This is a genomic window from Ancylobacter oerskovii, from assembly GCF_018390555.1.
Taxonomy (GTDB): Bacteria; Pseudomonadota; Alphaproteobacteria; order Rhizobiales; family Xanthobacteraceae; genus Ancylobacter; species Ancylobacter oerskovii.
The window spans coordinates 180,526-205,661 of the sequence record NZ_JAHBGB010000037.1 but is presented as its reverse complement, the minus strand read 5'-3'; the positions used below and the strand labels follow the sequence as shown (position 1 = coordinate 205,661).

General features: G+C 67.7%; 21 protein-coding genes. 14 read left to right on the top strand and 7 right to left on the bottom strand.

The features are described 5' to 3' along the window. The first annotated feature begins 59 nt into the window (after positions 1–59). Together KHC19_RS17510 and KHC19_RS17505 are read left to right on the top strand one after the other, a co-directional pair. Complete coding sequence (locus KHC19_RS17510; protein ID WP_246549067.1) at positions 60–1,253, top strand: cytochrome-c peroxidase; 1,194 nt, start codon at positions 60–62, stop codon at positions 1,251–1,253. Then, the gene (locus KHC19_RS17505) at positions 1,210–3,753 is read left to right on the top strand and encodes a two-component system VirA-like sensor kinase (RefSeq protein ID WP_213353774.1); all 2,544 of its coding nucleotides are present in this window, start codon (positions 1,210–1,212) and stop codon (positions 3,751–3,753) included. Before KHC19_RS17510 ends, KHC19_RS17505 begins: the two co-directional genes overlap by 44 nt. Before the next feature lie 35 nt (positions 3,754–3,788). Here the strand turns inward: KHC19_RS17505 and KHC19_RS26490 are convergent, their stop codons facing one another. Next, positions 3,789–4,034: a DUF1127 domain-containing protein gene (locus tag KHC19_RS26490; protein ID WP_246549066.1), complete on the bottom strand. Its 246-nt coding sequence runs from the start codon at positions 4,032–4,034 to the stop codon at positions 3,789–3,791. A gap of 345 nt (positions 4,035–4,379) precedes the next feature. Between KHC19_RS26490 and KHC19_RS17495 the strand changes: the two genes are divergently transcribed. From KHC19_RS17495 to KHC19_RS17470, 6 genes are all read left to right on the top strand, one after another. Continuing rightward, positions 4,380–5,105, top strand: coding sequence for a response regulator (locus KHC19_RS17495; protein WP_213353772.1), 726 nt, complete (start codon positions 4,380–4,382; stop codon positions 5,103–5,105). 78 nt (positions 5,106–5,183) lie between these two features. Continuing rightward, a complete protein-coding gene (locus tag KHC19_RS17490; protein WP_213354219.1) occupies positions 5,184–5,750 on the top strand; it encodes a TetR/AcrR family transcriptional regulator in 567 nt (188 codons plus the stop codon). A gap of 54 nt (positions 5,751–5,804) precedes the next feature. After that, positions 5,805–6,773 carry a quinone oxidoreductase family protein gene (locus KHC19_RS17485; protein WP_213353770.1) on the top strand — a complete coding sequence of 323 codons (969 nt, stop codon included), beginning with the start codon at positions 5,805–5,807 and terminating at the stop codon, positions 6,771–6,773. A gap of 195 nt (positions 6,774–6,968) precedes the next feature. Then, entirely contained in the window at positions 6,969–8,750 is a 1,782-nt protein-coding gene (locus KHC19_RS17480) for a cytochrome c biogenesis protein DipZ (RefSeq protein ID WP_213353763.1), read from the top strand. A 139-nt stretch (positions 8,751–8,889) separates the two neighbouring features. Continuing rightward, complete coding sequence (locus tag KHC19_RS17475; protein WP_213353761.1) at positions 8,890–10,356, top strand: aldehyde dehydrogenase; 1,467 nt, start codon at positions 8,890–8,892, stop codon at positions 10,354–10,356. A gap of 37 nt (positions 10,357–10,393) precedes the next feature. Further along, positions 10,394–10,534, top strand: coding sequence for a hypothetical protein (locus KHC19_RS17470; protein WP_213353759.1), 141 nt, complete (start codon positions 10,394–10,396; stop codon positions 10,532–10,534). 68 nt (positions 10,535–10,602) lie between these two features. On the opposite strand, the gene KHC19_RS17465 is transcribed toward KHC19_RS17470, so the two are convergent. Continuing rightward, entirely contained in the window at positions 10,603–11,019 is a 417-nt protein-coding gene (locus tag KHC19_RS17465; protein ID WP_213353757.1) for an organic hydroperoxide resistance protein, read from the bottom strand. A 321-nt stretch (positions 11,020–11,340) separates the two neighbouring features. Here KHC19_RS17465 and KHC19_RS17460 point away from each other — a divergent pair, with 321 nt between their 5' ends. Continuing rightward, positions 11,341–12,408, top strand: coding sequence for an alpha/beta fold hydrolase (locus KHC19_RS17460; RefSeq protein ID WP_213353755.1), 1,068 nt, complete (start codon positions 11,341–11,343; stop codon positions 12,406–12,408). A gap of 13 nt (positions 12,409–12,421) precedes the next feature. After that, the gene (locus tag KHC19_RS17455) at positions 12,422–12,934 is read left to right on the top strand and encodes a cytochrome P460 family protein (protein ID WP_213353753.1); all 513 of its coding nucleotides are present in this window, start codon (positions 12,422–12,424) and stop codon (positions 12,932–12,934) included. 64 nt (positions 12,935–12,998) lie between these two features. Here the strand turns inward: KHC19_RS17455 and KHC19_RS17450 are convergent, their stop codons facing one another. Next, positions 12,999–13,943 carry a hydrogen peroxide-inducible genes activator gene (locus tag KHC19_RS17450; RefSeq protein ID WP_213353751.1) on the bottom strand — a complete coding sequence of 315 codons (945 nt, stop codon included), beginning with the start codon at positions 13,941–13,943 and terminating at the stop codon, positions 12,999–13,001. Between the two features lie 199 nt (positions 13,944–14,142). On the opposite strand from KHC19_RS17450, the gene katG reads away from it, so the two are divergent. After that, positions 14,143–16,320 carry a catalase/peroxidase HPI gene (gene katG / locus KHC19_RS17445; RefSeq protein WP_213353749.1) on the top strand — a complete coding sequence of 726 codons (2,178 nt, stop codon included), beginning with the start codon at positions 14,143–14,145 and terminating at the stop codon, positions 16,318–16,320. 123 nt (positions 16,321–16,443) lie between these two features. Here katG and KHC19_RS17440 read toward each other — a convergent pair whose 3' ends face one another. From KHC19_RS17440 to KHC19_RS17425, 4 genes are all read right to left on the bottom strand, one after another. Continuing rightward, a complete protein-coding gene (locus KHC19_RS17440; protein WP_213353747.1) occupies positions 16,444–17,667 on the bottom strand; it encodes a c-type cytochrome in 1,224 nt (407 codons plus the stop codon). Continuing rightward, positions 17,664–19,430: a GMC family oxidoreductase gene (locus tag KHC19_RS17435; protein WP_213353745.1), complete on the bottom strand. Its 1,767-nt coding sequence runs from the start codon at positions 19,428–19,430 to the stop codon at positions 17,664–17,666. The genes KHC19_RS17440 and KHC19_RS17435 overlap by 4 nt, the downstream gene beginning before the upstream one ends. A gap of 4 nt (positions 19,431–19,434) precedes the next feature. Beyond that, positions 19,435–20,127 (bottom strand): gluconate 2-dehydrogenase subunit 3 family protein, encoded by a 693-nt coding sequence (locus tag KHC19_RS17430; RefSeq protein WP_246549065.1) that lies wholly within the window; start codon positions 20,125–20,127, stop codon positions 19,435–19,437. A gap of 407 nt (positions 20,128–20,534) precedes the next feature. After that, a complete protein-coding gene (locus tag KHC19_RS17425) occupies positions 20,535–21,209 on the bottom strand; it encodes a TetR/AcrR family transcriptional regulator (RefSeq protein WP_246549062.1) in 675 nt (224 codons plus the stop codon). A gap of 164 nt (positions 21,210–21,373) precedes the next feature. Between KHC19_RS17425 and KHC19_RS17420 the strand changes: the two genes are divergently transcribed. From KHC19_RS17420 to KHC19_RS17410, 3 genes are read left to right on the top strand one after another with little or no spacing between them, the layout of a single operon-like run. Continuing rightward, positions 21,374–22,234, top strand: a complete 861-nt coding sequence (locus KHC19_RS17420; protein WP_213353741.1) for an FAD binding domain-containing protein — start codon at positions 21,374–21,376, stop codon at positions 22,232–22,234. Then, positions 22,231–22,743 (top strand): (2Fe-2S)-binding protein, encoded by a 513-nt coding sequence (locus KHC19_RS17415; protein ID WP_213353739.1) that lies wholly within the window; start codon positions 22,231–22,233, stop codon positions 22,741–22,743. Before KHC19_RS17420 ends, KHC19_RS17415 begins: the two co-directional genes overlap by 4 nt. Next, positions 22,740–25,115 carry a xanthine dehydrogenase family protein molybdopterin-binding subunit gene (locus KHC19_RS17410; protein ID WP_213353737.1) on the top strand — a complete coding sequence of 792 codons (2,376 nt, stop codon included), beginning with the start codon at positions 22,740–22,742 and terminating at the stop codon, positions 25,113–25,115. The genes KHC19_RS17415 and KHC19_RS17410 overlap by 4 nt, the downstream gene beginning before the upstream one ends. Positions 25,116–25,136: the final 21 nt, after the last annotated feature.

Here is a 25,136-nt window from a genome sequence, read left to right as displayed (position 1 = left end):
CCGTGGAAACATGCCGGATACATGGCCGTCATTTCATGGGCGCGGTTTGGTGCGGGCCCATGGCGAGCCCGGGCCGGCGTTGCAACCGTAACCCGAACCGCACGGCTGAAATGCGCGCAACATCGTCCGCCCTTCATAGTCGAGGCGACGCAGGCCGCGTCGTCGATGAGGGAGCATGGCGGGCCATGGGCGCCGCGACAGGTGGACATCGACGCCGGAAACCGGCTCTTTCTCCCGGCCGCCGCCGCGCCGGCAGGCGGCGGACCGTGCTCGTCCTTCTCGTGCTTGCCGCAGCCGTCGGAACCGCGACGGCGGCGAGCACCGGCCCGACCGTCGCGCCGGGCGCTCGCGAACCCTTCGCGCCGGTCCGGGCGCCCGGAAATCTCGATCCCGCGAAGGTGGCCCTCGGCGAGGCGCTGTTCTCCGATCCGATCCTTTCGAGCATGAACAAGCTGTCCTGCAACAGCTGCCATGTCCTGTCGGCGGGCGGCACCGTCAACATGAAGCGCACCGTCGGCTATCAGGGCCGGACCCATCGCTTCAACGCACCGACCATCTTCAATGTCGGCAGCAATTACCGGCTGGGCTGGAGAGGCGACTTCACCTCGCTGGAGGAGCAGAACGAGAGGGTTCTTCTCGACGACAATCTCATGGGCGCACGCTGGCCGGTGATCATCGGCCGGCTGGAGGCAAGCGAGACATACGCCCTCCAGTTCGCCCAGGCCTATGGCCACCCGCCGGACCGCAACTCGGTGCTCGATGCGCTGGCAACGTTCCAGCGCTCGCTCGCGACCCCGAATTCGGCCTTCGACCGCTATCTCGACGGCGATCTTTCCGCCCTCGGCAGCGAGGAGCTGAAAGGCTACCGGCTGTTCCGCGACTATGGATGCGCCTCATGCCACCAGGGAAGCAATCTCGGCGGAAACCTCTTTCAGAAATTCGGCATCTATGCCCATCCCGCACCCGTCGATTCCGAAAGCGATGGCGATCTCGGGCGCTATACACTGACCGGCAGGGAACAGGACAAGGGCGTGTTTCGCGTGCCGGGCCTGCGCAACGTCGCCGTTACCGCTCCCTATCTGCACGACGGCCGGATCGCGACGCTGCCGGAGGTGGTCGCCATCATGGGCGAGAGCCAGCTCGGGCGACAACTCAGTCCCGCGGACATCCAGTCGCTCGTCGCCTTCCTCCAGACGCTGACCGGCGAATATGATGGAAAGAAACTCCAGGCCCTTCCCGACAAGGACGATTGAACCCTGGTATGTCGGCCTGCTCCTTGCCGGCGCGATCATCTTCGCGCTGCTCGCCGTTGGGCGCATGCCCTCGCGCGAGCTGCACGAAGCCGTCCTGACCTCGCTCCGGGCCATCGACGCCGATCACGCCGCGCTGCAGCGCGACGTGCTGCAGGCCCGCGCGGGGCTGCTGCTCAATTATGATCCGCTGGCCGGCTCCCTGCAGCGGCTGAGGGGCTCGGTCGTGACGCTCCGGGGGCTTTTCAACGAAACGGGCCTCGGAGCAGCGGCGCATCTCGACGAGGAACTCACGGCACTCTCCACCGGCATCGACGCCGATGAGGCGCTGGTCGACATGTTCAAGACCAGCAACGCCCTGTTGCAGAATTCCTTCTCGCTCTCGCTCCGGGCTCTCGACACGCTCGACGAAGACGCCGATCCGCCGACCCGCCAGGCGCTGGCGGCCACCAGCGATCTCGGCCTGCTGCTGATGCAGTTCATCGCCCAGCCCGGGCCCGAGCTGGACCGCACGATACGCGAGCGCCTCGACAAGCTCGAACGAACCATACCGAGCGCGGCGGAAGACATCGCCTCGTTCACCACTCATGTCAGGATACTCCTGTCCACGCTTCCCGAGGTGGACCGGACCATCGAGTCCATCCAGCTGTCGCACACGTCGCTGGCTGCCCAGGCGCTGCAGCAGGACTACCTCGAAGCGTTCGGCGACGTCAGCGCCCAGTCGGCCTGGAGCCGTGCCCTGCTCGGCTCGGTGTCGGTGATGTTGTGGAGCTACATTGCCGTGCTGATCTTCCGGCTGCGGACGCAGACCCGCCGCCTGCGCCGCCAGCTGGAATTCGAGAACATCGCGACGGCGGTCGCGCACCGTTTCGACGACAGCTGCGACGACATATCCGTCGCGCTCGATCAATCGGCCGGCCTCTTCGCCGATTTCTTCGATGCCCGCTGCTACGCCTTCGCCATCGTGAACGCCGACGACTTCACCGTGGAACGCAGCTATGGCGACGCCGGGGAAACGCTGGTCCAGACCATCGCCTGGCAGTTCGGCCCGCGGGTCGCGGCAGCGGCGTCCGACACCGAGGCGGATGAGGCGAGCACGGAATATGACGGCCTGAAGGCCCCCGGCGGCGGCAGTCTCAGCCGGATGGAGATCAGCGACGGCGCCGTCATCATGGGGCGGATCAACGAACGATCGATCGCCCAGTTCCTCATCAAGCGGCGCAAGCCGGGGGCAAGAGCCAATGAGCATGAATCCCGGCTCTACGCCCATGCCGCCCTGGTCCTGTCGCAGAACCTGACGGCCCGGCTCGCGCGGGAAGAGAGAAAAGTGCTGGAGGAACGCCTCGATCACGCCCAGCGGCTGGAGGCGATCGGTACGCTGGCTGGCGGCATCGCTCATGAATTCAACAACGCCCTCGGCGCCATTCTCGGCTATGCCGAGATGGCCCTGCAGGTGAAGCGCGGCACCGTTCAGCTTCGGCACTATCTCCGGGAAATCGTGACCAGCGCCCAGCGCGCCAAATACGTGACCGACCAGATCCTGACATTCGGCCGCAAGCGCGAACGCCTCGCCAAGCCCTTCGACCTCGGCGAGGCGGTGGCCGATATCCTGCCCTTGCTGAAGCTGTCGGTGCTGGAACAGGTCCGCATCGATATCCGCATCCAGGAAGCGTTGCCCGCGGTGCTCGGCAATCCCATCGAGATCCAGCAGGTGGTGATGAATCTCTGCACCAACGCCGCCCATGCCTCCCGCGAAGGCGGGGTCGTCCAGATCTCGGTGAAGGCCATCGAGCTGCGCAACCGCGCCCAGCTGTCCCATGGCGAGCTGCTGTGCGGCTCCTATGTGGTGCTGAGCGTCGTCGACGGTGGAAGCGGGATTGCCGCCGGCGTGCTGCCGCACATTTTCGAGCCGTTCTTCACCACCCGGGCCGGTGGCGGCGGCACCGGCCTCGGCCTTGCCGCGGTGCATGGCATCGTGACCGGGATGTCGGGACGCATCCATGTCGAGAGCCGTCCCGGCCAGACCCGCTTCGATCTTCATTTTCCGGTGGTGCGGCAGCCGGTGGTGCCGCTCCGGCACTTCTTCGAGGAAGGGACGGTATCGCTGGGAGGCGGGCAGACCGTGCTCATCGCCCAGCGCGATGCCATGCTGCGCCCGATGTACGAGGAGAAGATCGCCGCGCTGGGCTACGAGCCCGTAGGCTTCTCCAGCCTCGCCAGCCTGAGTGACTGGCTGGCGCGCGATCCCCGCACGCCGGAATTGATCCTGCTCGATCTCGATCTGTGCGAGGACGCCTCGAGCCTTGCCGAGATCGTGGAGGGCTTCGGCGCGGTTCCCGCCCTCCTGCTGGCCGATGCGACCCAGATGCCACCCGGGCAGGTGACATCCGGTCATCTGTCGGTGCTGCGCAAGCCTGTCAGCTCGATGCAGCTCGCCTCGGCCATCGCGGCCCGGATCAGGCCGACGCAGCGGACGCCGGAGCTCGAGCCGGCGAGCCGCTGAAGCCGGAGAGACGCAGGCCCCTCCGGCCGATGTCGCTATGTGTTTCGCGGATGCCGGCAACCTTCATACTCGCGCCCATGGCGGGTGGCGTGTTCGATCTGGCTGCGCGATATGCCGATATCGGCCAGTGCGCGGTCCTCCAGCGCCGAGAGACGCCGCGCCGCCTGCCAAAGCCGGATCTCGGCCATGACGTGGCGCCCGAACGGCACAAGGGTACTCTCGACAGAATATCCGGGCAGGCGAAAGGACCGGAAGAACGTGCGGAGCTGGAAGGCGTGCATGACGACATCCCCATATTCGGATTGCGTCCATGAACTGACCAGCCGAAACGCTCCAGATGATTTCTGCCAAGCAAACTTGGCTATCGATGAAACTGGACTCATCGAACGTGAAAACAATCCATATCGTTACATTCGAAACGTCCTCAGCAGACGCGAGAAATACGCATGCAATGATCTTTCGGACAATAAAGCTCCATTCAATGGGCGCGCCGGCTATATACATCGCGATACATTTCACTGCCTCTGTCGACACATGCCGGCGACATGCTTGCCGTCCCATGACGCACATGGCCCCGGGGGGCGCCATGCCGCCAGCATTGCCTGCGGCCGCTTGAAAGCCGAACCGTGAAACATCTCCTCGTCGTCGACGACGACACACAACTCCGCAGCCTGCTGATCGACTATCTGTCCCAGCACGCCTTCCGCGTGACCGGGGTGAAGGACGGGCATCAGCTCACGCAGGTCATGGCGACCGACGAGGTCGACCTCGTCATCGTGGATCTCAATCTCGGCCACGAAGACGGCCTCGAGATCGTGCGCACGCTGTCCGCCAAATCGGACACGCCGATCATCGTGATCAGCGGCGACCGTCAGGACGAAACCGACAAGGTCGTGGGGCTGGAACTCGGCGCCTCGGATTATGTGACCAAGCCTTTCGGGCTGCGCGAGTTCCTCGCGCGCATCCGCGCGGCCTTGCGCATCAAACCGATCTCGACCGAGCACAATGACCGCAAGATCTATTCGTTCAACGGCTGGACGCTGAACGTCAAGCGACGGCAGCTCACCTTCGGGAGCGCCGAGGAAATCAAGTTGACGGCGGCCGAATTCAATCTCCTGGTGGCGTTCCTCCGCTCGCCGCGCCAGATCCTGTCGCGCGAGCAGCTCCTCGCCGCCAGCCGCGTGCATGCGGAGGAAATCTACGACCGCAGCATCGACGTGCTGATCCTGAGATTGAGACGCAAGATCGAGGTCGATGCCTCCGAGCCGAAGCTGATCCTGACCGAACGCGGCGCCGGCTACATGTTCAACGCCGAAGTCACCGTCGAGGAGCGGCGGCGGGGCAAGCCCTGAATGCCGGCGCCTCGCCGGGTCGACATTTCGGCTGGACAGTTATTGACTGATCGTTCCACAATGATTAGATCTCGCAGCATGGCAAGACCCAGAGAATTCGATCGCGACCAGGCGCTGAGCGCCGCCATCGCCCTTTTCCGCGAGCACGGCTTCGAGGGCACCTCCGCCAGCATGCTGACGGGTGCCATGAAGATCGGCCGCCAAAGCCTCTACGACACGTTCGGCGACAAATGGCAGCTCTATTGCGCATCGGTCCAGCGCTACGCGGAGAACGAGACCCGCGCGCATCTGGCCGCGCTCAATGGACCGCCCGAGGCCTTCGATGGCCTCGAAGCCATGATCCAGCGGGTGGTCGCCGAAGCACGCCGGCCATGCCTCGGAATCGGCTCGATCTGCGAGTTCGGCCGCAGCAACGAGCAGCTGTCGGCCATTCACGATGCCGCCGCCGCCACGCTCCGGGTCGCCCTGTCGCGACGGGTGAGCGAGGCGCAGGCCGCCGGACGCATCGCACCGGATGTCGAGCCTATGGAAATGGCCGACTTTCTGCTCGCGCATGTCGCCGCCATCCGCATCGCCGCGCGCGGCGGGGCGGACGATGCCCATCTCGCCGCGCTCCGCCGGCTCGCCTTCCGCGCCCTGAGATAGCGCCCCTTTTTTTACCCAATTCTGGAACGAACATTCAATAATGGAGCAAGAGACATGAAGGCCATCGTCATGACCCGTGCCGGCGGGCCGGAAGTGCTTGAAGGGGTGGATGCCCCGGAACCGACGCCGGGCGCCGGCCATGTGCTGGTCGAGATCGCCGCGGCCGGCGTCAACTTCATGGATACCGGCGTGCGTCGCGGCCTCGCCTGGGCGCCGCAGCCCAATCCCAAGATCCTCGGCGTCGAGGGCGCCGGCCGCGTGATCGAGGTCGGCGAGGGCGTAAGCCGGCTGCGACCGGGGGACCGGGTGGCGTGGGTCTATGCGCCCGGCAGCTATGCCGAGCGCCTCGCCATCCCGGAGGATGCGCTTGTGCGCGTGCCGGACGGCATCGACGACCGCACGGCGGCGGCCGTGATGATGCAGGGATTGACCGCCAGTCATTTCGCGACCGATTTCTATCCGGTGCAATCCGGGGATGTCGCGCTCGTGCATGCCGCCGCGGGCGGCGTGGGGCTGCTGCTCACCCAGATCATCAAGCTGCGGGGCGGCCATGTCATCGGCCGCGTCTCGTCCGCCGACAAGGCCGCCATCGCCCGGGAGGCCGGCGCCGACCATGTGATCGTCGATACCGAAGGCAATTTCGCCGAGGAGGCCCTTCGCCTCACCGGCGGCGAGGGGGTGCACGTCGTCTATGACGGATCGGGGCCGACCACCTTCAAGGGCTCGCTGGACGCCCTGCGCCGCAGCGGGACCTTCTGCTGGTACGGCCCGGTCCTGGGAGGCCCTGGGGCGCTGGACATCATGAGCCTGCCCCGGAGCATCAAGATCGGCTACGCGACCTTCTTCGACCACATCCACACGCCGGAACTGCTGCGCGCCCGCAGCGAACGGCTGTTCGAGTGGATCGCCGCCGGGGTGCTCAAGGTGAGGATCGGCGCCACCTACCCGCTCGCCGATGCCGCACGGGCGCATCGGGACATGGAGAGCCGGGCGACCACCGGCAAGCTGCTGCTGCTGCCCTGAGGCAGGCCGACGGACGGCAAGCGCATCCCGCTGCGGCGACCCTTTGGAGCAGGACCGCCGCAGCGCAAATCGGCCCCTCTACACGCCGTTACATTTCCGGCCCCGCCGAAACATATGGCGGATACCTCGGGCGTGCGGAATGGCCGGACGCTTCAACCGGCCCTCCCGGCCGGTCGTGTCGGAAAAGGACCGGCCATGACCCTGCTCGTCATCTCCTATCTCGCCGGCGTGCTGACCATCCTCAGCCCCTGCATCCTCCCGATCGTGCCGTTCGTGTTCGCACGCGCGCACACGCCGTTCCTGCGCGGGATATTGCCGATGCTGATCGGCATGGCCGCAACCTTCGCGATCGTCGCCTCGCTCGCCTATGTCGGCGGCAGCTGGGCGGTGCAGGCCAATGAGGTCGGCCGCGCCGTGGCGCTCGCCATGCTGGCCCTGTTCGGCCTGATGCTGGTCTCGCCCACCGTGGCGGCCATCCTGTCGGCCCCTGCGGTCGGCCTCGGCGACCGGCTGCGGCACACGGCGCAGCCCGACGGGCACGCCACGGAGAAGCCCGGCATCGGCAGCTCGCTGTTGCTCGGCGCGGCGACGGGCCTGCTGTGGGCGCCCTGCGCCGGCCCGATCCTGGGCCTCATCCTCGCGGGGGCGGCGCTGAAGGGCACCAGCGTCGAGACCACGCTGCTGCTCGCCGCCTATGCTGCGGGCGCGGCCTCCTCGCTTGCGGTTGCGGCTCTGGCGGGCGGGCGCGTGCTGGCGATGATGAAGGGCACCTTCGCCACCGGCGAGCATATCCGGCGGGGGCTGGGCGTTGCGGTGCTCGCCGGTGTCGGCAGCATCGCCCTCGGCCTCGACACCGGCGCGCTGGCGCGGCTGTCCTATGCGAGCACCGCCGGCATCGAGCAGCGCCTGCTCGACCGGTTCGGCGGCGCACCGTCCCGGCCCGGCACCCGCTTCGCCAGCAACGAAACCGCCACCACCACCGACGCCCGGCCGGCCTATCACAGCAATCTCCCGGTCGAAGGGGAACTCCCGTCGCTCGACGGCGCCGTGGCGTGGCTGAACTCCGCGCCGCTGACGGCCGAGGCGTTGCGCGGCAAGGTGGTCCTCGTCGATTTCTGGACCTATTCCTGCATCAACTGCATCCGCACCCTGCCCTATATCCGCGCCTGGGCCGAGAAGTACAAGGATCAGGGACTGGTCGTCATCGGCGTGCATTCGCCGGAATTCGCCTTCGAGAAGAAGATCGACAATGTCGAGAAGGCCACCCGGGAATTCGGTATCGGCTATCCGGTGGCCGTCGACAGCGACCATCGCATCTGGAACGCCTTCCGCAACAGCTATTGGCCGGCCCTCTACTTCATCGATGCCGAAGGCCGCATCCGCTACCACCAGTTCGGCGAGGGCGGCTATGCGCGCTCGGAACGCGTGATCCAGGACCTGCTGGCCGAGGCCGCGGGCAGCCGGCGCGCCGACAACACGCCGGTGGCACCGCAAGCCACCGGCGCGCAGGCCTCTCCCGATCTCGCGCATCTGCGCTCGCGCGAGACCTATCTCGGCTATGCGCAGGCCGAGGGCTTCGTCTCGCCGGAAGGATTGGCCGCCGATCGCCCGCGCGACTACACGCCGGGCACGCCACGCCTCGACCAGTGGGGACTGTCCGGCAACTGGACCGTCGGCGCCGAATACGCGACGCTCGATCGTCCGGGCGGCGCGATCGTTCAACGCTTCGACGCCCGCGACCTGCACCTCGTACTGGGTCCGGGAGCGGCGGGCCGCCCGGTCCGCTTCCAGGTGAGCCTCGATGGCGAGCCCCCGGGCGCCGATCATGGCGCCGATATCGCCGCCGATGGCAGCGGCACGGTATCGGCGACACGGCTCTACCAGCTCGTGCGCCAGACCGGGCAGGTGCGTCCGCGCCGGATCGAGATCCGCTTTCTCGATGCCGGCGTGGAGGCCTACGCCTTCACCTTCGGCTAGCCGCCGGCCGAACCCCGGGATCGCCGCCGACCGGCCCGCCCCGGCCCCGCTCCGCTACAAACGCAAACATATCGACCGCCCGGTGAACATAGGCGCGATACGCGAGCGAACCAGCCTTCCCCTCGCAAAGGAGGCGGACATGCCTGACATCACCGACGAACTCGCTCCCCATCTTCTCGAGCGCTTCCATATCGGCGGCGACTGGATCCCGGGTCATTCGGGCCGACACGCCACCGTCGTGCACCCCGCCACCGAAGGCACGGTGTTTCACGCCGCCCTGGCGGATACCGACGACATGGACCGCGCCATTGCCGCCGCCCGCCACGCCTTCGACAACGGCCCCTGGCCGCACATGGACGGCGCCGAGCGCGCAAGGCTCATGACCCGTCTGGCCGACGGGCTGGCGCAGCGCTCGGAGCTGCTGGCCCGCCTCGCCACCGCGCAGGTCGGCATGCCGATCTCCCTGGCGGAGAACCTCGTGCGCACCGGCCTCGCCCGCTACCACTATTATGCCCAGCTCGCCGCCAGCTACGCCTTCGAGGACCGCCGTCCCACGGCGCGCGGCCACGCCCGCGTCCGGCGCGAGCCGGTGGGGGTGGCGGCGCTGGTCTCACCCTGGAACGCCACCTTCCCGATCACCGCCCACAAGGTCGGTGCCGCGCTCGCGGCCGGCTGCACCATGGTGGTCAAGTCGCCGGTGGAAAGCCCGGTGGAAGGCCTCATCCTGGCCGAATGCGCGGCCGAGGCCGGCCTGCCCCGCGGCGTCATCAATGTCGTCACCGCCGACCGCCCGGAAAGCGCCTATCTCGTCGCCTCGCCGGACATCGACAAGATCAGCTTCACCGGCAGCGTCGCCGCCGGCCGCATGATCGGCCTCGGTGCCGCCGACCGCATGGCGCGCACGACGCTGGAGCTCGGCGGCAAGTCCGCGGCGATCATCCTCGACGATGCCGACCTTTCCGCCGCACTGCCCGCGCTTGCTCCCTTCACCATGCTCTTCTCCGGCCAGATCTGCTTCTCGCAGACGCGCATCCTGGCGCCCCGCAGCCGCTTCGACGAGGTGGTGGACGCCTATGCCGGCATTGTCCGCAAGCTCCGCCTCGGCGACCCCTGGGACCGGCAGACGCAGATCGGCCCGGTGGTGAACGCCCGCCAGCGCGACCGCATCCTCGGCTTCATCGACGAGGGCGTGTCGGAAGGCGCGCGGGTGGTGCTCGGCGGCGGGCGCCCCGACGGGTTCGATCGCGGCTTCTTCGTCGAACCCACGGTGTTCGTCGACGTCCAGCCGCAGATGACCATCGCCCGCGAGGAAATCTTCGGCCCCGTCGTCACCGTTCACGCCTATGACGACGAGGACGAGGCGATCCGCCTCGCCAATGACAGCGACCTCGGCCTCAGCGGCAGCGTCTATAGCCGCGACGGCGAGCGTGCCTATCGGCTCGCCCGCCGGATCCGCACCGGGCAGGTCGGCATCAACGGCGTGGAACTCGCGCCCTCGGTGCCGTTCGGCGGCTTCAAGTCCTCCGGCCTCGGTCGGGAAGGCGGGCCGGAAGGCCTGGAAGCCTTTCTCGAGACCAAGGCCATCTTCATGCCGGCCGCAGCCTAGGCCGGGCTGTCCGATCCCCCTGACGAGGAGAACAGGAATGCGTTCCTTCATCATCGCGGTCGCGACGATCGCGCTCGCCGCTTTTCCCTGCGCCTGGGATTCCAATCCGCGCGACATGGCACCGGTGACGGCGCTCGTCGCTCCGCATGCCGGCGCCCCGGTGTCCGCCAGCAGGTGAAGGACACCGGGCAACAAAAAAGGCCGGGGCACCAATGCCCCGGCCACGGCTTCACTGGGTCCGACGCCTCAGATCACGTTGAGCGTGACGTCGATATTGCCGTGCGTCGCCTTGGAATAGGGGCAGGTCCGATGTGCCTCCTCCACCAGGCTGCGGGCGAGATCCGCATCGAGGCCGGGTATGCGCACATTGAGGCGCGCCTGCAGGAAATAGGCCCCTTCCGTGGTGCCGAGATCGACTTCGGCGTCGACGGCGAGGTCCGCCGGCAGCGCCACCTTGCGCTTGCCGGCGGCGAGGCCGATGGCGCCGATGAAGCAGGCCGACCAGCCCGCCGCGAAGAGCTGTTCCGGGTTGGTGCCGGCGCCCGTGCTGCCCGGCGTCGAGAGCTTCAGGTCCAGCCGGCCGTCGGAACTGCGCGAGGCACCCTCCCGCCCTCCGGTGGTGTGGGTCTTCGCCGTGTAGAGAACCTTGTCGATCTTGGTCATGGAACGCTCCGTTGGCTGGCGCCGGCATCGGCGGCGCAGATCAGCGGGTGTGAGATCGCAGCCGGACATGTCGGGCATGTGTGGCGGCGGGCGAGCTCTGTAACCCACTCCCTTCTCAAGCCGTTTCGTTACATTGCGATACTTGGAAAGCCCGCCGCCGCCGCGGCCGCGTGCGTTCGCGACACCTCGCCGGCGGTTTGTATCGCACTGTGTTCGGCGTCGGGATCGCTACACCGGCTTTCAAATCCAGCCCGATCCCACATGGCACGGATACACGGCGGGCATGGAATGCCCCAATCAATCGGTACGCGGAGGCCAAACATGGCACACGACATCAACCACCAGCGGCGCGGCATTCTCGGCATGGCCGCCTTGGGCATTGCCGCCGCGCCGCTCGGCGCCATCTCCGTGGCCTCGGCCCAGTCGAGCGGAACGGCGGGCAGCCCCGTGGGGAGCCCGTCGCCGGCCAGCGCGTCGCGCGGCCGGCATACGTCCTTCGCCCCGCTGAAGGAGATCGATGCCGGCGTGCTGAAAGTCAGCTACGCCGAAGCCGGCCCGGCCGATGGCCCGCCGGTGCTGCTGCTCCATGGCTGGCCCTACGACATCCATGCCTATGTCGATGTCGCTCCCCTCCTCGCCGCGGCGGGCTACCGGGTGATCGTTCCCTATCTGCGCGGCTATGGCGGAACCCGCTTCCTCTCGGAGGCGAGCCCGCGCAACGGTCAGCAGGCGGCGCTCGCGGTGGACGCCCTCGCCTTCATGAACGCGCTCAAGATCGAGAGCGCGGTGGTGGGCGGCTTCGATTGGGGCGCGCGCACCGTCAACATCCTGGCCGCCCTCTGGCCGGAACGCTGCAAGGGCATGGTCTCGGTCAGCGGCTATCTGATCGGCAGCCAGGAAGCCAACCGCCAGCCGCTCCCGCCCAAGGCCGAGCTGCAATGGTGGTACCAGTACTATTTCGCCACCGAGCGCGGCGTGCTGGGATACCGGAAGTACACCCGCGACTTCGCCCGCCTCATCTGGGAGCTCGCCTCGCCCAAATGGGCGTTCGACGACGCCACCTTCAACCGTTCGGCGACGGCCTTCGACAATCCCGACCACGTCGCCATCAGCATCGACAACTATCGCTGGCGGCTGGACCTGGCGAAGGGCGAGGCGAAGTATGACGAGCTGGAGAAGAAGCTCGCCACCCTGCCCAACATCAACGTGCCGACCATCACCATGGAAGGCGATGCCAACGGCGCGCCGCATCCCGATCCGGCGAACTATGCGAAGAAATTCACCGGCAAATACGAGTTCCGCCTGATCACCGGCGGCATCGGCCATAATCTGCCGCAGGAGGCCCCCGACGCCTTCGCGCAGGCGATCATCGACGTCGACAAGTTCTGACGGGGGCAAGCGCATGAAGCCGCTCTACCTCCTCGCCGGCGCCGCCGCGCTGCTGACGCCGCTGGCACTGGCCACCGCGACCTGGGCCACTAGCGAAGCGACGCCGGAGAACGCCTCGCCGATCTACGGCGTCACCATCCCGGATGGCTATCGCAAATGGGAGCTGATCGCGCCCGCGCTCGAGGCGGAGCCTCTCGACGAGCTGCGGGCCGTGGTCGGCAACCAGATCGCGGTCGATGCCTATCGCGCCGGCACCCTGCCCTTCCCGGACGGCACCGTTCTGGTCAAGCTCGCCTGGAAGCAGAAGCAGTCGCCGGAATTCGCCTCGGCGACCGTGCCGGGCGCGGCGACGACGGTGCAGGTGATGGTGAAGGACTCGAAGAAATATGCCGCCACCGGCGGATGGGGCTTCGGCCGCTTCATCGACGGCAAGCCGGTGGACAAGGCCCAGCACGAGACATGCTGGGCCTGTCACGAGGCACTGGTGAAGGACCACGACTACGTCTTCACCCGCTACGCGCCGTAAGCCTCCTCCGCCAAAGACCTCCACCGGCCTCCATGCGCCGGTGGAGTGCGCGCCCCGCACCTGATCATTGGCCGGGAACGTTGTCCCTGGCGCGCTGCCCGTCGTGCTGATCGCGCAGCGCACCGATGGAACGGCGCACCACCTCGGAAATCTGCAGCAGCTGGCTGGCCAGCGGGCTGGTCCGGCGCCAGACCATGCCGATCGTCCGCGAGGGTTCGGGATCCTTGAACCGCGCGACGGATACCGACGCCGAGCGCGTTTCCACCGCCACCGCCATTTCCGGTATCAGCGTCACGCCGATGCCGGCATCCACCATCTGCACCAGCGTGGAGAGTGAGCTCGCATCGAGAACGTCGCGCGGCGGCGTGCGCATGTCCATGTTGCAGAAGGACAGTGCCTGCTCGCGAAAGCAGTGGCCTTCCTCGAGCAGCAGCAGCCGCATCTCGCGCACCGCCTCGGGCTCCGGTACCGGCTTTCCGGCATCCGCGCCGGGGCGCACCAGCACGAAATTCTCCGTGAACAGGGTGATCTCGGTCAAGGCGGCCTCCGACACCGGCAGCGCCACGATCGCCGTGTCGAGCCGGCCCTCTTCCAGTTCCTGGATCAGCCGCGGCGTCTGCGTCTCCCGCACATGGACGTCGAGCCCCTTGTGCAGGCGGCCGAGATTGCCGAGCAGGGACGGCAGCAGATAGGGCGCGACGGTGGGGATCACCCCGATGCGCAGCCGTCCGACCAACCGGTCGCGCGAGGCGCGCGCAATGTCCCCCAATTCGTCGACCGAGCGCAGGATCTCGCGGATGCGCGGAGCGAATTCCTCGCCGAAGCCGGTCAGACGCACCTGCCGGGCGCCCCGCTCGAAGAGCTCCATGCCGACCTCCTCCTCCATTTCCTTGATCTGCATGGACAAGGCCGGCTGGGAAATGCCGCAGGCCTCAGCCGCCCGGCGGAAGTGGCCGTGGCGGGCCAGCGCCTCGAAATAACGCAGCTGCTTGAAAGTCAGGTTTTTCATAAGAGGATCTTATCGCAACGATCAGCAAATCGGAATTAATCTAATGAAGTATCTTTGCTATGAGCCTAGCCGGTAGAGAGCGGGAGCAACCGGCACGAGCCGTTCGGCCGGACGCCCTTCATCGAGATGACCATGACGCTGGGGATGGCGTGCCACGCGCTTCGCCCCCGGCAGTGCAACGAACACAGCGGAGAAGAGCATGAGCGCAACGACTGAGGGGAGCACCGGCAAATGCCCGGTCGCCCATGGCAGCAGCGGCACCCAGAATCGTGACTGGTGGCCGAGCCAGCTGCGCGTCGACCTGCTGAACCAGCACTCGTCGAAATCCGATCCGCTGGACGAGGCCTTCGACTACCGCGAGGAGTTCAAGAAGCTCGACTACGAGGCGCTGAAGAACGACCTGCGCAAGCTGATGACGGATTCGCAGGAATGGTGGCCGGCCGATTTCGGTCACTACGGTCCGCAATTCGTCCGCATGTCCTGGCACGCCGCCGGCACCTATCGCCTCGCCGATGGCCGCGGCGGCGGCGGTCGCGGCCAGCAGCGCTTCGCCCCGCTCAATTCCTGGCCGGACAACGTCAACATCGACAAGTCGCGCCGCCTCCTGTGGCCGATCAAGCAGAAATACGGCCAGAAGATCTCCTGGGCCGACCTGCTGATCCTCACCGGCAACGTGGCGCTGGAGACCATGGGCTTCCGCACCTTCGGCTTCGCCGGCGGCCGCGCCGACACCTGGGAGCCGGACCTCGACGTGTTCTGGGGCACCGAGACCTCCTGGCTGACCCATCGCCCGCTCGACAAGTTCGACGCTCCGCTCGGCGCCACCGAGATGGGCCTCATCTACGTCAACCCGGAAGGCCCGGGCGCCAATGGCGACCCGCTCTCCGCCGCTGCCTTCATCCGCGAGACCTTCGCCCGCATGGCGATGAACGACGAGGAGACGGTGGCGCTGATCGGCGGCGGCCATACCTTCGGCAAGACCCACGGCGCCGCGCCCGAATCCCACAAGGGCCCGGACCCGGAGGCCGCCGAGCTGGAGGCGCAGGGCCTCGGCTGGGCGAGCAATTTCGGCTCGGGCTTCGGCGCCGACGCCGTCGGCAGCGGCCTGGAAGTCACCTGGACGCAGACCCCGGCTCAGTGGAGCAACCACTTCTTCGAGAACCTGTTCAAGTATGAATGGGTGCAGACCCGCAGCCCCGGCGGCGCCATCCAGTGGGAGGCCAAGGACGCCGAGGCGATCATCCCGGATGCGCACGACCCGTCGAAGAAGCGCAAGCCGACCATGCTCACCACCGACCTGTCGCTGCGCGTGGATCCGGTCTACGAGAAGATCTCGCGGCGCTTCCTCGAGAACCCGCAGGCCTTCGCCGAGGCTTTCGCCCGCGCCTGGTTCAAGCTGACCCACCGCGATCTCGGCCCGCGCTCGCGCTATCTCGGCCCGGAAGTGCCGAAGGAAGTGCTGGTCTGGCAGGATCCGGTTCCGGCGGTCAACCATCCCCTGGTCGACGATGCGGACATTGCGGCGCTGAAGGCCAAGATCCTGGCCTCCGGCCTGACGACGTCCGAACTGGTCGGCACCGCCTGGGCTTCGGCGTCCACCTTCCGTGGCGGCGACAAGCGCGGCGGCGCCAACGGCGCGCGCATCCGCCTCGCCCCGCAGAAGGACTGGGAGGCCAACCAGCCCACGCAGCTCGCCCGGGTGCTCGCCGTGCTGGAAGGCATCCAGTCGGAATTCAACCTCAGCGCCACCGGCGGCAAGAAGGTCTCGCTGGCCGATCTGATCGTGCTGGCCGGCAATACCGGCGTCGAGCAGGCGGCGAAGGTCGGCGGTCATGACGTCGCCGTGCCCTTCTCGCCCGGCCGCACGGACGCGACGCAGGACGAGACCGACCTCCACGCCTTCGGCGTCATGGAGCCGGCGGCGGACGGTTTCCGCAACTACCAGAAGGCGGGCCTCAAGGTTCCGGCCGAGGTGGCGCTGATCGACAAGGCGCAGTTGCTGACCCTGACGGCGCCGGAGATGACGGTGCTGGTCGGCGGCCTGCGCGCGATCAACATCAACGCCGACGGCTCGACCCATGGCGTCCTGACCGCGCGCCCGGGCGCGCTGACCAACGACGTGTTCGGCAATCTCCTCGACATGAGCACGCAATGGAAGGCCGTCGACGAGGGGAAGAACCTCTATGAGGGCCGCGACCGCAAGACCGGCGAGGTCAAGTGGACCGGCACCCGCGTCGATCTGGTGTTCGGCTCCAACTCGGTGCTGCGCGCCCTGGCCGAGGTCTATGCCAGCTCGGACGCCCAGGCGAAGTTCGTCGACGACTTCGTGGCGGCCTGGACCAAGGTGATGAACCTCGACCGCTTCGATCTCGCCTGATCCTGACGAAAATGGCCGCCGCCGGGGATCCGGCGGCGGCCACTCTTTCCACGCCGTTCGGGCCCAGGAGCCCCGGCGATATCCAGACGCACGGCCGGTATCCCGGCCGCCCGCCGCGCTCCCTCAGGGCTGCAATTCGCTCCGCAGTTTCGCCACCTCGCCGGCCGCCACCGGCGGCGCGGCATTGCCCCAGCTGTTGCGCACATAGGTGAGCAGGTTGGCGACGTCCTCGTCCTTCAGGTTCCAGGCGAAGGCCGGCATGGAAGGACCGGTCGGGCGGGCATCGGTCGCCCCGGCCCGGCTTCCCGCCAGCACCACGCGGATCAGCGAGGCCGGATCGGCATTGTTGACGAGCGGCGCGGCGGCAAGCTTCGGGAACAGCCCGGCGATACCCTCGCCCTTGCCGACATGGCACCCCGAGCAGCGATCCTCATAGATCGCCCGACCGGCCACCATTCGCGGATCGGAGGCGGCCAGCGGCGCCGGCGGGGCGGTCGGCGAACCGTCGAGGCTCTTCAGGTAGGTCGCCACCGCCTTGAGATCGGCATCGGTCCACTGGCTCGACGATTTCTCCACCACCTCCGCCATCGGCCCGGAGGCGATGTCGTAGCGATTGGCGCCGTCCTTCATGTAGTCGATCAGCTCGTCGACCGACCACTTGCCGATGCCCTCATGCGCATTGCCGGTGATGTCGGGCGCCAGCCAGCCATCGACGACGTTGCCCTTCAGGAACTGGTCGTTCTTGTCGCCGCCGATCACGTTCTTCGGCGTGTGGCAGGTGCCGCAATGGGCCAGCCCCTGCACGAGATAGGCGCCGCGATTCCATTCCGCGTCCCGCTTGGGATCCGGCACATATTCGCCCTTGGTGAAGTTCAGGAGGTTCCAGCCGAACAGGCTGAGCCGGATGTTGAACGGGAAGGGCAGCTGGTTGGTCTCGACCTCGCTGTGCACCGGCTCCAGCGTCTTGAGATAGGCGAACAGCGCCGCATTGTCCGCCGCCGTCACCTTGGTATAGGCGGTGTAGGGCATGGCGCCGTAGAGATGGTAGCCGCCCTTGGCGACGCCTTCCGACATGGCCCGCTGAAAGTCTTCCAGCGTCCAGTCGCCGATGCCGGTCTCGCGGTCCGGCGTGATGTTGGCGCCGACCAGCCGGCCGAACGGCGTCTCGATCGGCACGCCGCCGGCGAAGGGCTTGCCGCCGGGCGCGGTGTGGCAGGCGGCGCAGTCGCCGAGCACGGCGAGATAGCGGCCGCGCTCGACGGTGACGAAGTCGGTCTGGTCGCCGGCCTGTGCCGCGGCAGACAGGCCGCCGAGGATGGCGAGGGCGAGGAGAACGCTCTTCCTCATGCCGGCACCAACGCGCCCGGCGCCTTCAGATAGAGGGTGCGGATGGCGTCCGCCGCCTTGAAGGCCAGCGCCCCCACCGTGCCAGTGGGGTTGTAGCCCGGGTTCTGCGGGAAGGCGGAGGCGCCGACCACGAACAGGTTCGGCACGTCCCAGGCCTGCAGATACTTGTTCACCGAACTGGTGGTCGGATCGGTGCCCATGACGAAGCCGCCGACCACATGCGAGGACTGATAGGGCACGCTGTTCCAGTGTCCCTTCATCGGCCGCTCGACGATCTGGCGCGGCCCCATGGCGCGGGCGATCTCGGCGACCCTGGAGGTGCAGTACTGCGCCATCTTCAGGTCGTTCTCCGGGAAGTCGAAGGTGACCCGCAGCAGCGGCCGGCCGAGCCGATCCTTGTAGGTCGGGTCCAGCGACAGGTAGTTGCCGCGAATGGCGTAGCTCGACGCCTCGCAGCCGATGCTCATGGTGCTGAGATAGGCCTTCTGCGTCTCGCTCTTCCATTTCGAGCCCCAGCGCGGCGTGCCGGGCGGGGTCGGACGGCTGCCGATCGGCGCCGCGCCGATCGGCGTCACCCGGATCGAGCCGCCGCCGAAGAAGCCGAGGCCGGAATGGTCGAAATTGTCGTTGTTGAACTCGTCGATCCCCATGCCGACGGCACCACCGCCGATGAAGGAGTTGAAGTTCTTGTCGTCGAAGAACATCTGCACGCTGTTGGCGGTCTGGTAGCAGTAATTGCGCCCCGTGCTGCCGCTGTTGGTCGCCGGGTCATAGGGCTTGCCGACCCCCGACAGCAGCATCAGCCGCACATTCTCGAAGGTGAAGGCGCTGACCACCACGAGGTCGGCCGGCTGTTCCCATTCCTGCCCGGAACTATCGACATAGACGACGCCGGTGGCGCGGGTGCCGGAGCGGTCGAGCGTCACGCGCAGCACCTCGGAATTGGTCACCGCGGTGAAGTTCGACTTGCGCACCAGCGCCGGCAGCACGGTGGTGATGGCGCTGGCCTTGGAATAGTTGGCGCAGCCGTAATTGGTGCAGAAGCCGCAGAAGGTGCACGGCCCCATGGTGACGCCGAGCGGGTTGGTATAGGCCTCCGACAACAGCGCCGACGGCACCGGGAACGGCTTGTAGCCGAGCTTGCGCGCGGCCTCCGCGAACAGCGTCGGCCCATAGGGCTGCCTCATCGGCTTGGTCGGGTATTCCTCCGAGCGCGGCCCCTCGAACGGGTTGCCGCCCTCCTGGATGACGCCGTTCAGGTTGCCGGCCTTGCCGGAAATGCCGGCGATCCGGTCGAAGGACGCGTAATGCGGCTCCATCTCCGCCCAGTCGGTGCCCCAGTCCTGGAGCGTGAGCTCCTCGGGCATGGCGGCGGCGCCGTATTTCTCGGTGAGGTAGCTCTTGAGGCGGAAGTCGTCCGGCCCGAAGCGGAAGGTGATGCCAGCCCAGTGGTTGCCGGCGCCGCCCGTGCCGTTGCCGGGATGGAACGAGCCCCAGTTGCGCATCGGCAGCGCGGTCTGCGAGGCGTTGTTGCGCACGGTGATGGCGTTCTGCGCCGGGCGCACCATCAGTTCCTGGCGCTGGTTGTAGCGCAGCTCGTCGGCGGCGGTGGCGATGTTGAAGTCACGCGCCGTGTCGCGCCACGGACCGCGCTCGATGGCGACGACATCGAGGCCTTCGTCGGTCAGCTCATTGGCGATGATCGAGCCGGCCCAGCCGAGCCCGATGACCACCACGTCCTTGCGGGGGAGTTTCACAGCCATGTCTTCAGCCCCTCGTCTTCCATTCCGGCCGGCCGGCAATGGACAGTGGCGGCAGGTCCAGCTTCTCGTTGTGGCGCTCGACATAGTCCCGGTAGTCGTAGCGGGCGCCGGGAAAGCCCAGCATCTTCCACGACACCATGTCCTTGTTGCCGCCATAGATCGGGTCGGCGAAGAAGCCTTCCATGGTGTTGCCGAGCACGGTCTCGAACAGCAGCCTGCCGTCGAAGCCCGGCAGCTCGATCTTGCCGGCCTCGAGCCCTGACAGGATCTCGTCGCGGGTCTCGCCCGGCAGTTCTGCGAAGGCCTTGGAGTGGCTGGCGCGGCACCAGGCGTCGAGTGCGGCGAGGCCGCGGCGGTAACGGGCGCGCGGCACGAATTCCGATTGGTCGCCCTGTTCGGGCGTGCCCTTCTGGAACGGCCCCTGCATGTAGAGCCGCTCATAGGAGCCGTAGGAACCGGCGAGCTGGCGGTCGATGAACTCGGCGCAGCCGGCCTCCTTGCCGGAGACGCTGAGATCGTCGGCCGGGATCAGCCGCTCGACGATCGCCTCCACCGCCCTCGCCTCGTCCGGCGAGAAGAAGTACCAGCGGCCGCCCGGCAGGGTTTCCGGCGGCGCGTAGTCGAAGGGCGAGAAGGGCTGCGTACCGCGGATCACGTCGCCGAACGCCTTGCCGCTGGCCGCCAGCAGCGCTGCCATGGCCGTCGACGCGAGAAATCTGCGACGTGACAAACCGGATGGACTGGAGGTGTGCATCGAACTCCCTCTGGTGACCATTGCCGACCCGCCCCGTCGACCCGGGGCTGATATAGATTAGTAAAATTCTATATCCATCCCCAGCCATGCGAAAAATGCATGGATTTCACCCATCATTTTGTCGGATTCCCTGACGTCAACGCCCGCAGCCGGACATAGCGGAGCCCCGCCGCAGGATGGCGGCGGCGGCATCTCGCGTATTCCCGTGCCCTGCGAAGATTTCCCGCTGTATTCTCGCGGAACGGCGATCGGTCGCCCGGTCTTCCAACCGCGGCCGAGCCCTGTCATTCGCTCATAGCCCCGCGGGGTGCAAAGGGCGGCGGGCGGCGGCCGCGTCAGGCGGAAGGCGCTCAGCCCTCGCGCCGCACGATTTCCGGCAATACCTCGCGGGCACCGATGACGAAGATCCGCACCGCGTCGGAGATGATCTCGTCGAGGTCGCGCGGTGCCGGCGCCTGATACACGTAGCGACGGATCGCGATGTAGAAGACGCGGCCGTGCAGGCCCCAGAACATCTCGGTCTCCCGCTCGCAGAGCGGCACCTCCGAGATGTCCGGCAGGTCGAACTCCGCGCGCAGCGCGGCGCAGGCGGGCTCGATCACCTCGCCCCGCACCTTGTCGAGATAGCGGCTGGTGATGTCGACGGATCGAAGCCCGGAGAAGACGAAGATCCTCACCCAGTCATGGTCGAAGACCTGCTCGACATATTCCCGGTAAAACTGCCGCAGCCGCTGCTCCAGCGGTCGGGAACGGTCGGCGATCAGCGGTCCCCAGGACGACTTCCAGCGGCTCAGATAGACATGCTCGTAGACCCGCTCGATCAGCGCTTCCTTGCTCGGGAAATGGCGGTAGATCGCCGAATGGGTGATGCCCATGCGCTTGGCGAGCTCGCGGGTCTGGCCGGCGAAACCCTGCTCGGCAAAGAAGCGGATCGCCTCGTCCAGAATGGCCTGCTCCCTTTCCGGCGCCCGCATGTTGCGCCGGCGGGGACGGGTCTCGGTCGCGCCGTCTTCGGTAATCGTCATGCCTGTTCTCGTTATGCATTCACAAATATAACGTCTCGGCTTGCTGGCGCAAACTTGTGACCATCTGGTCATTTTAACTTGACGCTTGCTGCCTGTCGTGCGTTCATTTTGAGACCAGATGGTTACAAATCTGGAGAGGAAGCGCAGCCAGGGAGTTCGGCGCCTTGAAAGCCCGGGCCTTCGACTATGCCCGCCCCGCCAGCGTTGCGGAGGCGCTTACCGCCTTTGAGCAGGCCGACGGCGACGCCAGCTACATTGCGGGCGGGCAAAGCCTCGTGCCGGCGCTGGCGTTGCGCCTGCAGGCGCCCGCGCGGTTGGTCGACATCGCCCATATCGCCGAACTGCGCGGCATCGCGGTGGAGGAGGGGTGGCTGCGGCTCGGCGCCCTCACCCGCCATGTCGAGCTGCACGATCACCCGCTGGTCGCGACCCATGCGCCGCTGCTGGCGCTCGCCGCTCCCCATGTCGCGCACCCGGCCATACGCAATCGCGGCACGCTGGGCGGCAGCGTCGCGCTTGCCGATCCGGCGGCCGAGTTCCCGGCGATGCTGCTCGCCATGGATGCCGAGATGGAAATCACCGGGCCGGAGGGATCGCGCCGCGTGCCGGCCGGGGATTTCTTCCAGGACCTCTACCAGACCGCGCTCGAGCCGGGCGAACTGCTCGTCGCCCTGCATATTCCCGCCGCAGGCCCGGGACATCGCTGCGCCTTCGACGAAATCGCCCGCCGCCGGGGCGACTATGCCCTTGCCGGCTGCGGCGTGATGCTGACCATGCCCGGAGACATCGTGGACGAAGCGCGTATCGCCTGCCTCGCGGTTGGCTCCACACCGCTACGGGCGCGGGCGGCGGAGGCGGCGCTCATCGGCCGGCGCCTCGACCCCGACAGCATCCGAAAGGCCCAGTCCGCCCTGGCGGACGACCTCGATCCGCCCGATGATGCGGAGGTGCCCGCGGCGATGCGGCTGCATCTCGCCCGCGTGCTGCTCGGCCGCCTGCTCGGCGGCATGGCGGAGGCGGCATGAGCAGCGCCCTCCCCGTCACCCTCACCGTCAATGGCGAGACGCTGACCCGGCTCGTCGAGCCGCGCGAGACGCTGGCGGATTTCCTGCGCCGCGATCTCGGCCTCACCGGCACCCATGCCGGCTGCGAGATGGGGGTGTGCGGCGCCTGCCTCGTCATGCTCGACGGCGCGCCGGTGCATGCCTGCCTCACCTTCGCCGTACAGGCGGACGGCGCCGAGATCGCCACCGTCGAGGGGCTGACGGAAAACGGCGTCCTCGCCGATCTCCAGCACGCCTTCCATCAGCGCAACGCCCTGCAATGCGGCTTCTGCACCCCCGGCATGCTGGTGAGCGCGCAGGGGCTGCTGGCCCGCACCGCCCTGCCCAGCCGCGCGGAAATCCGCGACGCGCTCTCCGGCAATTATTGCCGCTGCACCGGCTATGAGGCGATCGTCGATGCCATCGAGACCGTCGCCCGCCGCCGCGCGGCCGGCGAGACCGCGGCCCCGTTCATGGAGGAGCCGGCATGAACGCCCCGCTCGGCAGCCTCGATCGCCCGAACTCCTATATCGGCCGCTCGGTGCCGCGGCCGAATGCCAAGCGACTGCTGGCCGGGCGCGGGCGCTATGTCACCGATCTCGTGCTGCCGCGCATGTTGCACGCCGCCTTCCTGCGCAGCCCCTATGCCCATGCCCGCATCGCCTCCATCGATACGGAGGCGGCCCGCGCCATGCCGGGCGTGCGCCTCGTCGCCACCGGCGCCGATCTCGCCGGGCTCTGCACGCCGTGGACCGGCACGCTCGACCATTTCAAGGGCATGAAGTCGGCGCCGCAGCTGCCGCTGCCGCTCGAGGAAGTGCTGTGGTCCGGGCAGGCGGTGGTCGCCGTCGTCGCCGACAGCCGCGCCCAGGCGGAAGACGCCGCCGAGGCGATCCTGGTCGAATTCGAGGAACTACCCCCGGTCACCGACATCGACGCCGCCCGCACGCCCGGCGCCGACCGCGCGGCATCCGGGATCGAGGACAATCTGTGCTTCCGCACCCGGCTCGACACCGGCGGGCTCGACGCGATCTTCGCCGGCGCCGCCCATGTGGTGGAGGAAGAGTTCCATTTCGGCCGCCACACGGCGGTGACGCTTGAGCCGCGCGCCATCCTCGCCGATTGGGACGCCGGCGAGGGCAAGCTCACCGTCCACCACGCCACCCAGACGCCCTACCAGTTCCAGGACCTGTATTCCCGCCACTTCGGCATAGCGGAAGCCAGCGTGCGGGTGATCGCGCCCGATATTGGCGGCTCCTTCGGCATGAAGCTGCATGTCTATCACGAGGACATGGCGGTCATCGGCCTCGCCCTGATGTGCCGGCGGCCGGTGAAATATGTCGCCGACCGCATGGAATCCTTCGTCTCCGACATCCATGCCCGCGATCATCGCGTGCGGGCCCGCATGGCGGTGGATGCCGAGGGCACCATCCTCGCCATGGATGTCGACGACGTCACCGCCATCGGCGCCTTCTCCACCTATCCGCGCACCAGCGCGGTGGAAGGCAACCAGGTCGTCCGGCTGATGGGCGCGCCCTATCGCTTCCGCAACTACCGGGCGGAATTGTCGGTGGTGTTCCAGAACAAGGTGCAGACCAGCCAGTACCGCGCCGTCGGCCATCCGGTCGCCTGCGCCGTCACCGAGCGGATGGTCGACCTCGCCGCCGCGCGGGCCGGGCTCGATCCGGTGGCGATGCGCGAGAAGAACCTGATCCCGGACGAGGCCTACCCCTGCGACTCCCCGACCGGCTACAAATTCGAGGCGCTGTCGCACCAGGCGTGCCTCGCAAAGCTCAAGGCGCTGATTGAGTATGACGCCCTGCGCGCCGAGCAGGCGGCGCTGCGGGCGCGCGGCATTCATCGCGGCATCGGCATCGCCAGCTTCGTCGAGATCTCCAATCCGAGCCCGGCCTTCTACGGCATCGGCGGCGCGCGCATCTCGGCGCAGGACGGCGCCACCCTCAGCATCACCCCCTCCGGCGAGGTGCGCTGCCTGATCTCCGTCACCGAGCAGGGCCAGGGCACCGAGACCATCATCGGCCAGATCGTCGCCGATCAGCTCGGCGTGGCCCGCGAGAAGGTGCGCGTCGTCACCGGCGACACCGAGACCACCCCGCATGGCGGCGCCACCTGGGCCTGCCGCGGCGCCGGCATCGGCGGCGAGACGGCGCTGCAGGCGGCGCGCCGGCTGCGCGACAACGTGCTGGCATTGGCCGCCGCCATCTTGCAGGCAAGCCCCGGCCAGCTCGATCTGCGCGACGGGCGGATCGTCGACGCGATGGGTGGCGCCGAGCGCATCAGCCTCGCCGAGGTCGCCCGCATCGCCTATTTCCGCTCCGACACCCTGCCGCCGGATACCAACGCGCAGCTGTCGATCACCCATCACTACGCGCCGCAGGGCTATCCCTTCGCCTTCACCAACGGCGTCCAGGGCTGCCATGTCGAGCTCGACACCGACACCGGCCTCGTGAAGATCCTCAGGCATTGGGTGGTGGAAGATTGCGGCCGCATCATCAACCCGCTGCTGGTCGACGAACAGGTGCGCGGCGGCGTGGTGCAGGGATTGGGCGCTGCCTTCTTCGAGGAGTGCCGCTACGATGCCGGCGGCCAGCTCACCAATGGCTCGCTCGCCGATTATCTCGTGCCCATGGCCTGCGAAATGCCCGACATCGTCGTCGGCCATGTCGAGACCCCGACCGCCGACACCGTGCTCGGCGCCAAGGGCTGCGGCGAGGCCGGCACCGCCGCCGCCTCGGCCGCGGCGCTCAATGCCGTCAACGACGCGATGGCCCCCTTGGGAGGCCGCATCGCCCAGATACCGATGACACCGGCGCGGCTCCTGAAGTCGCTCGGTAAAATCTGACGCCAAGCCACTGACCTGAAA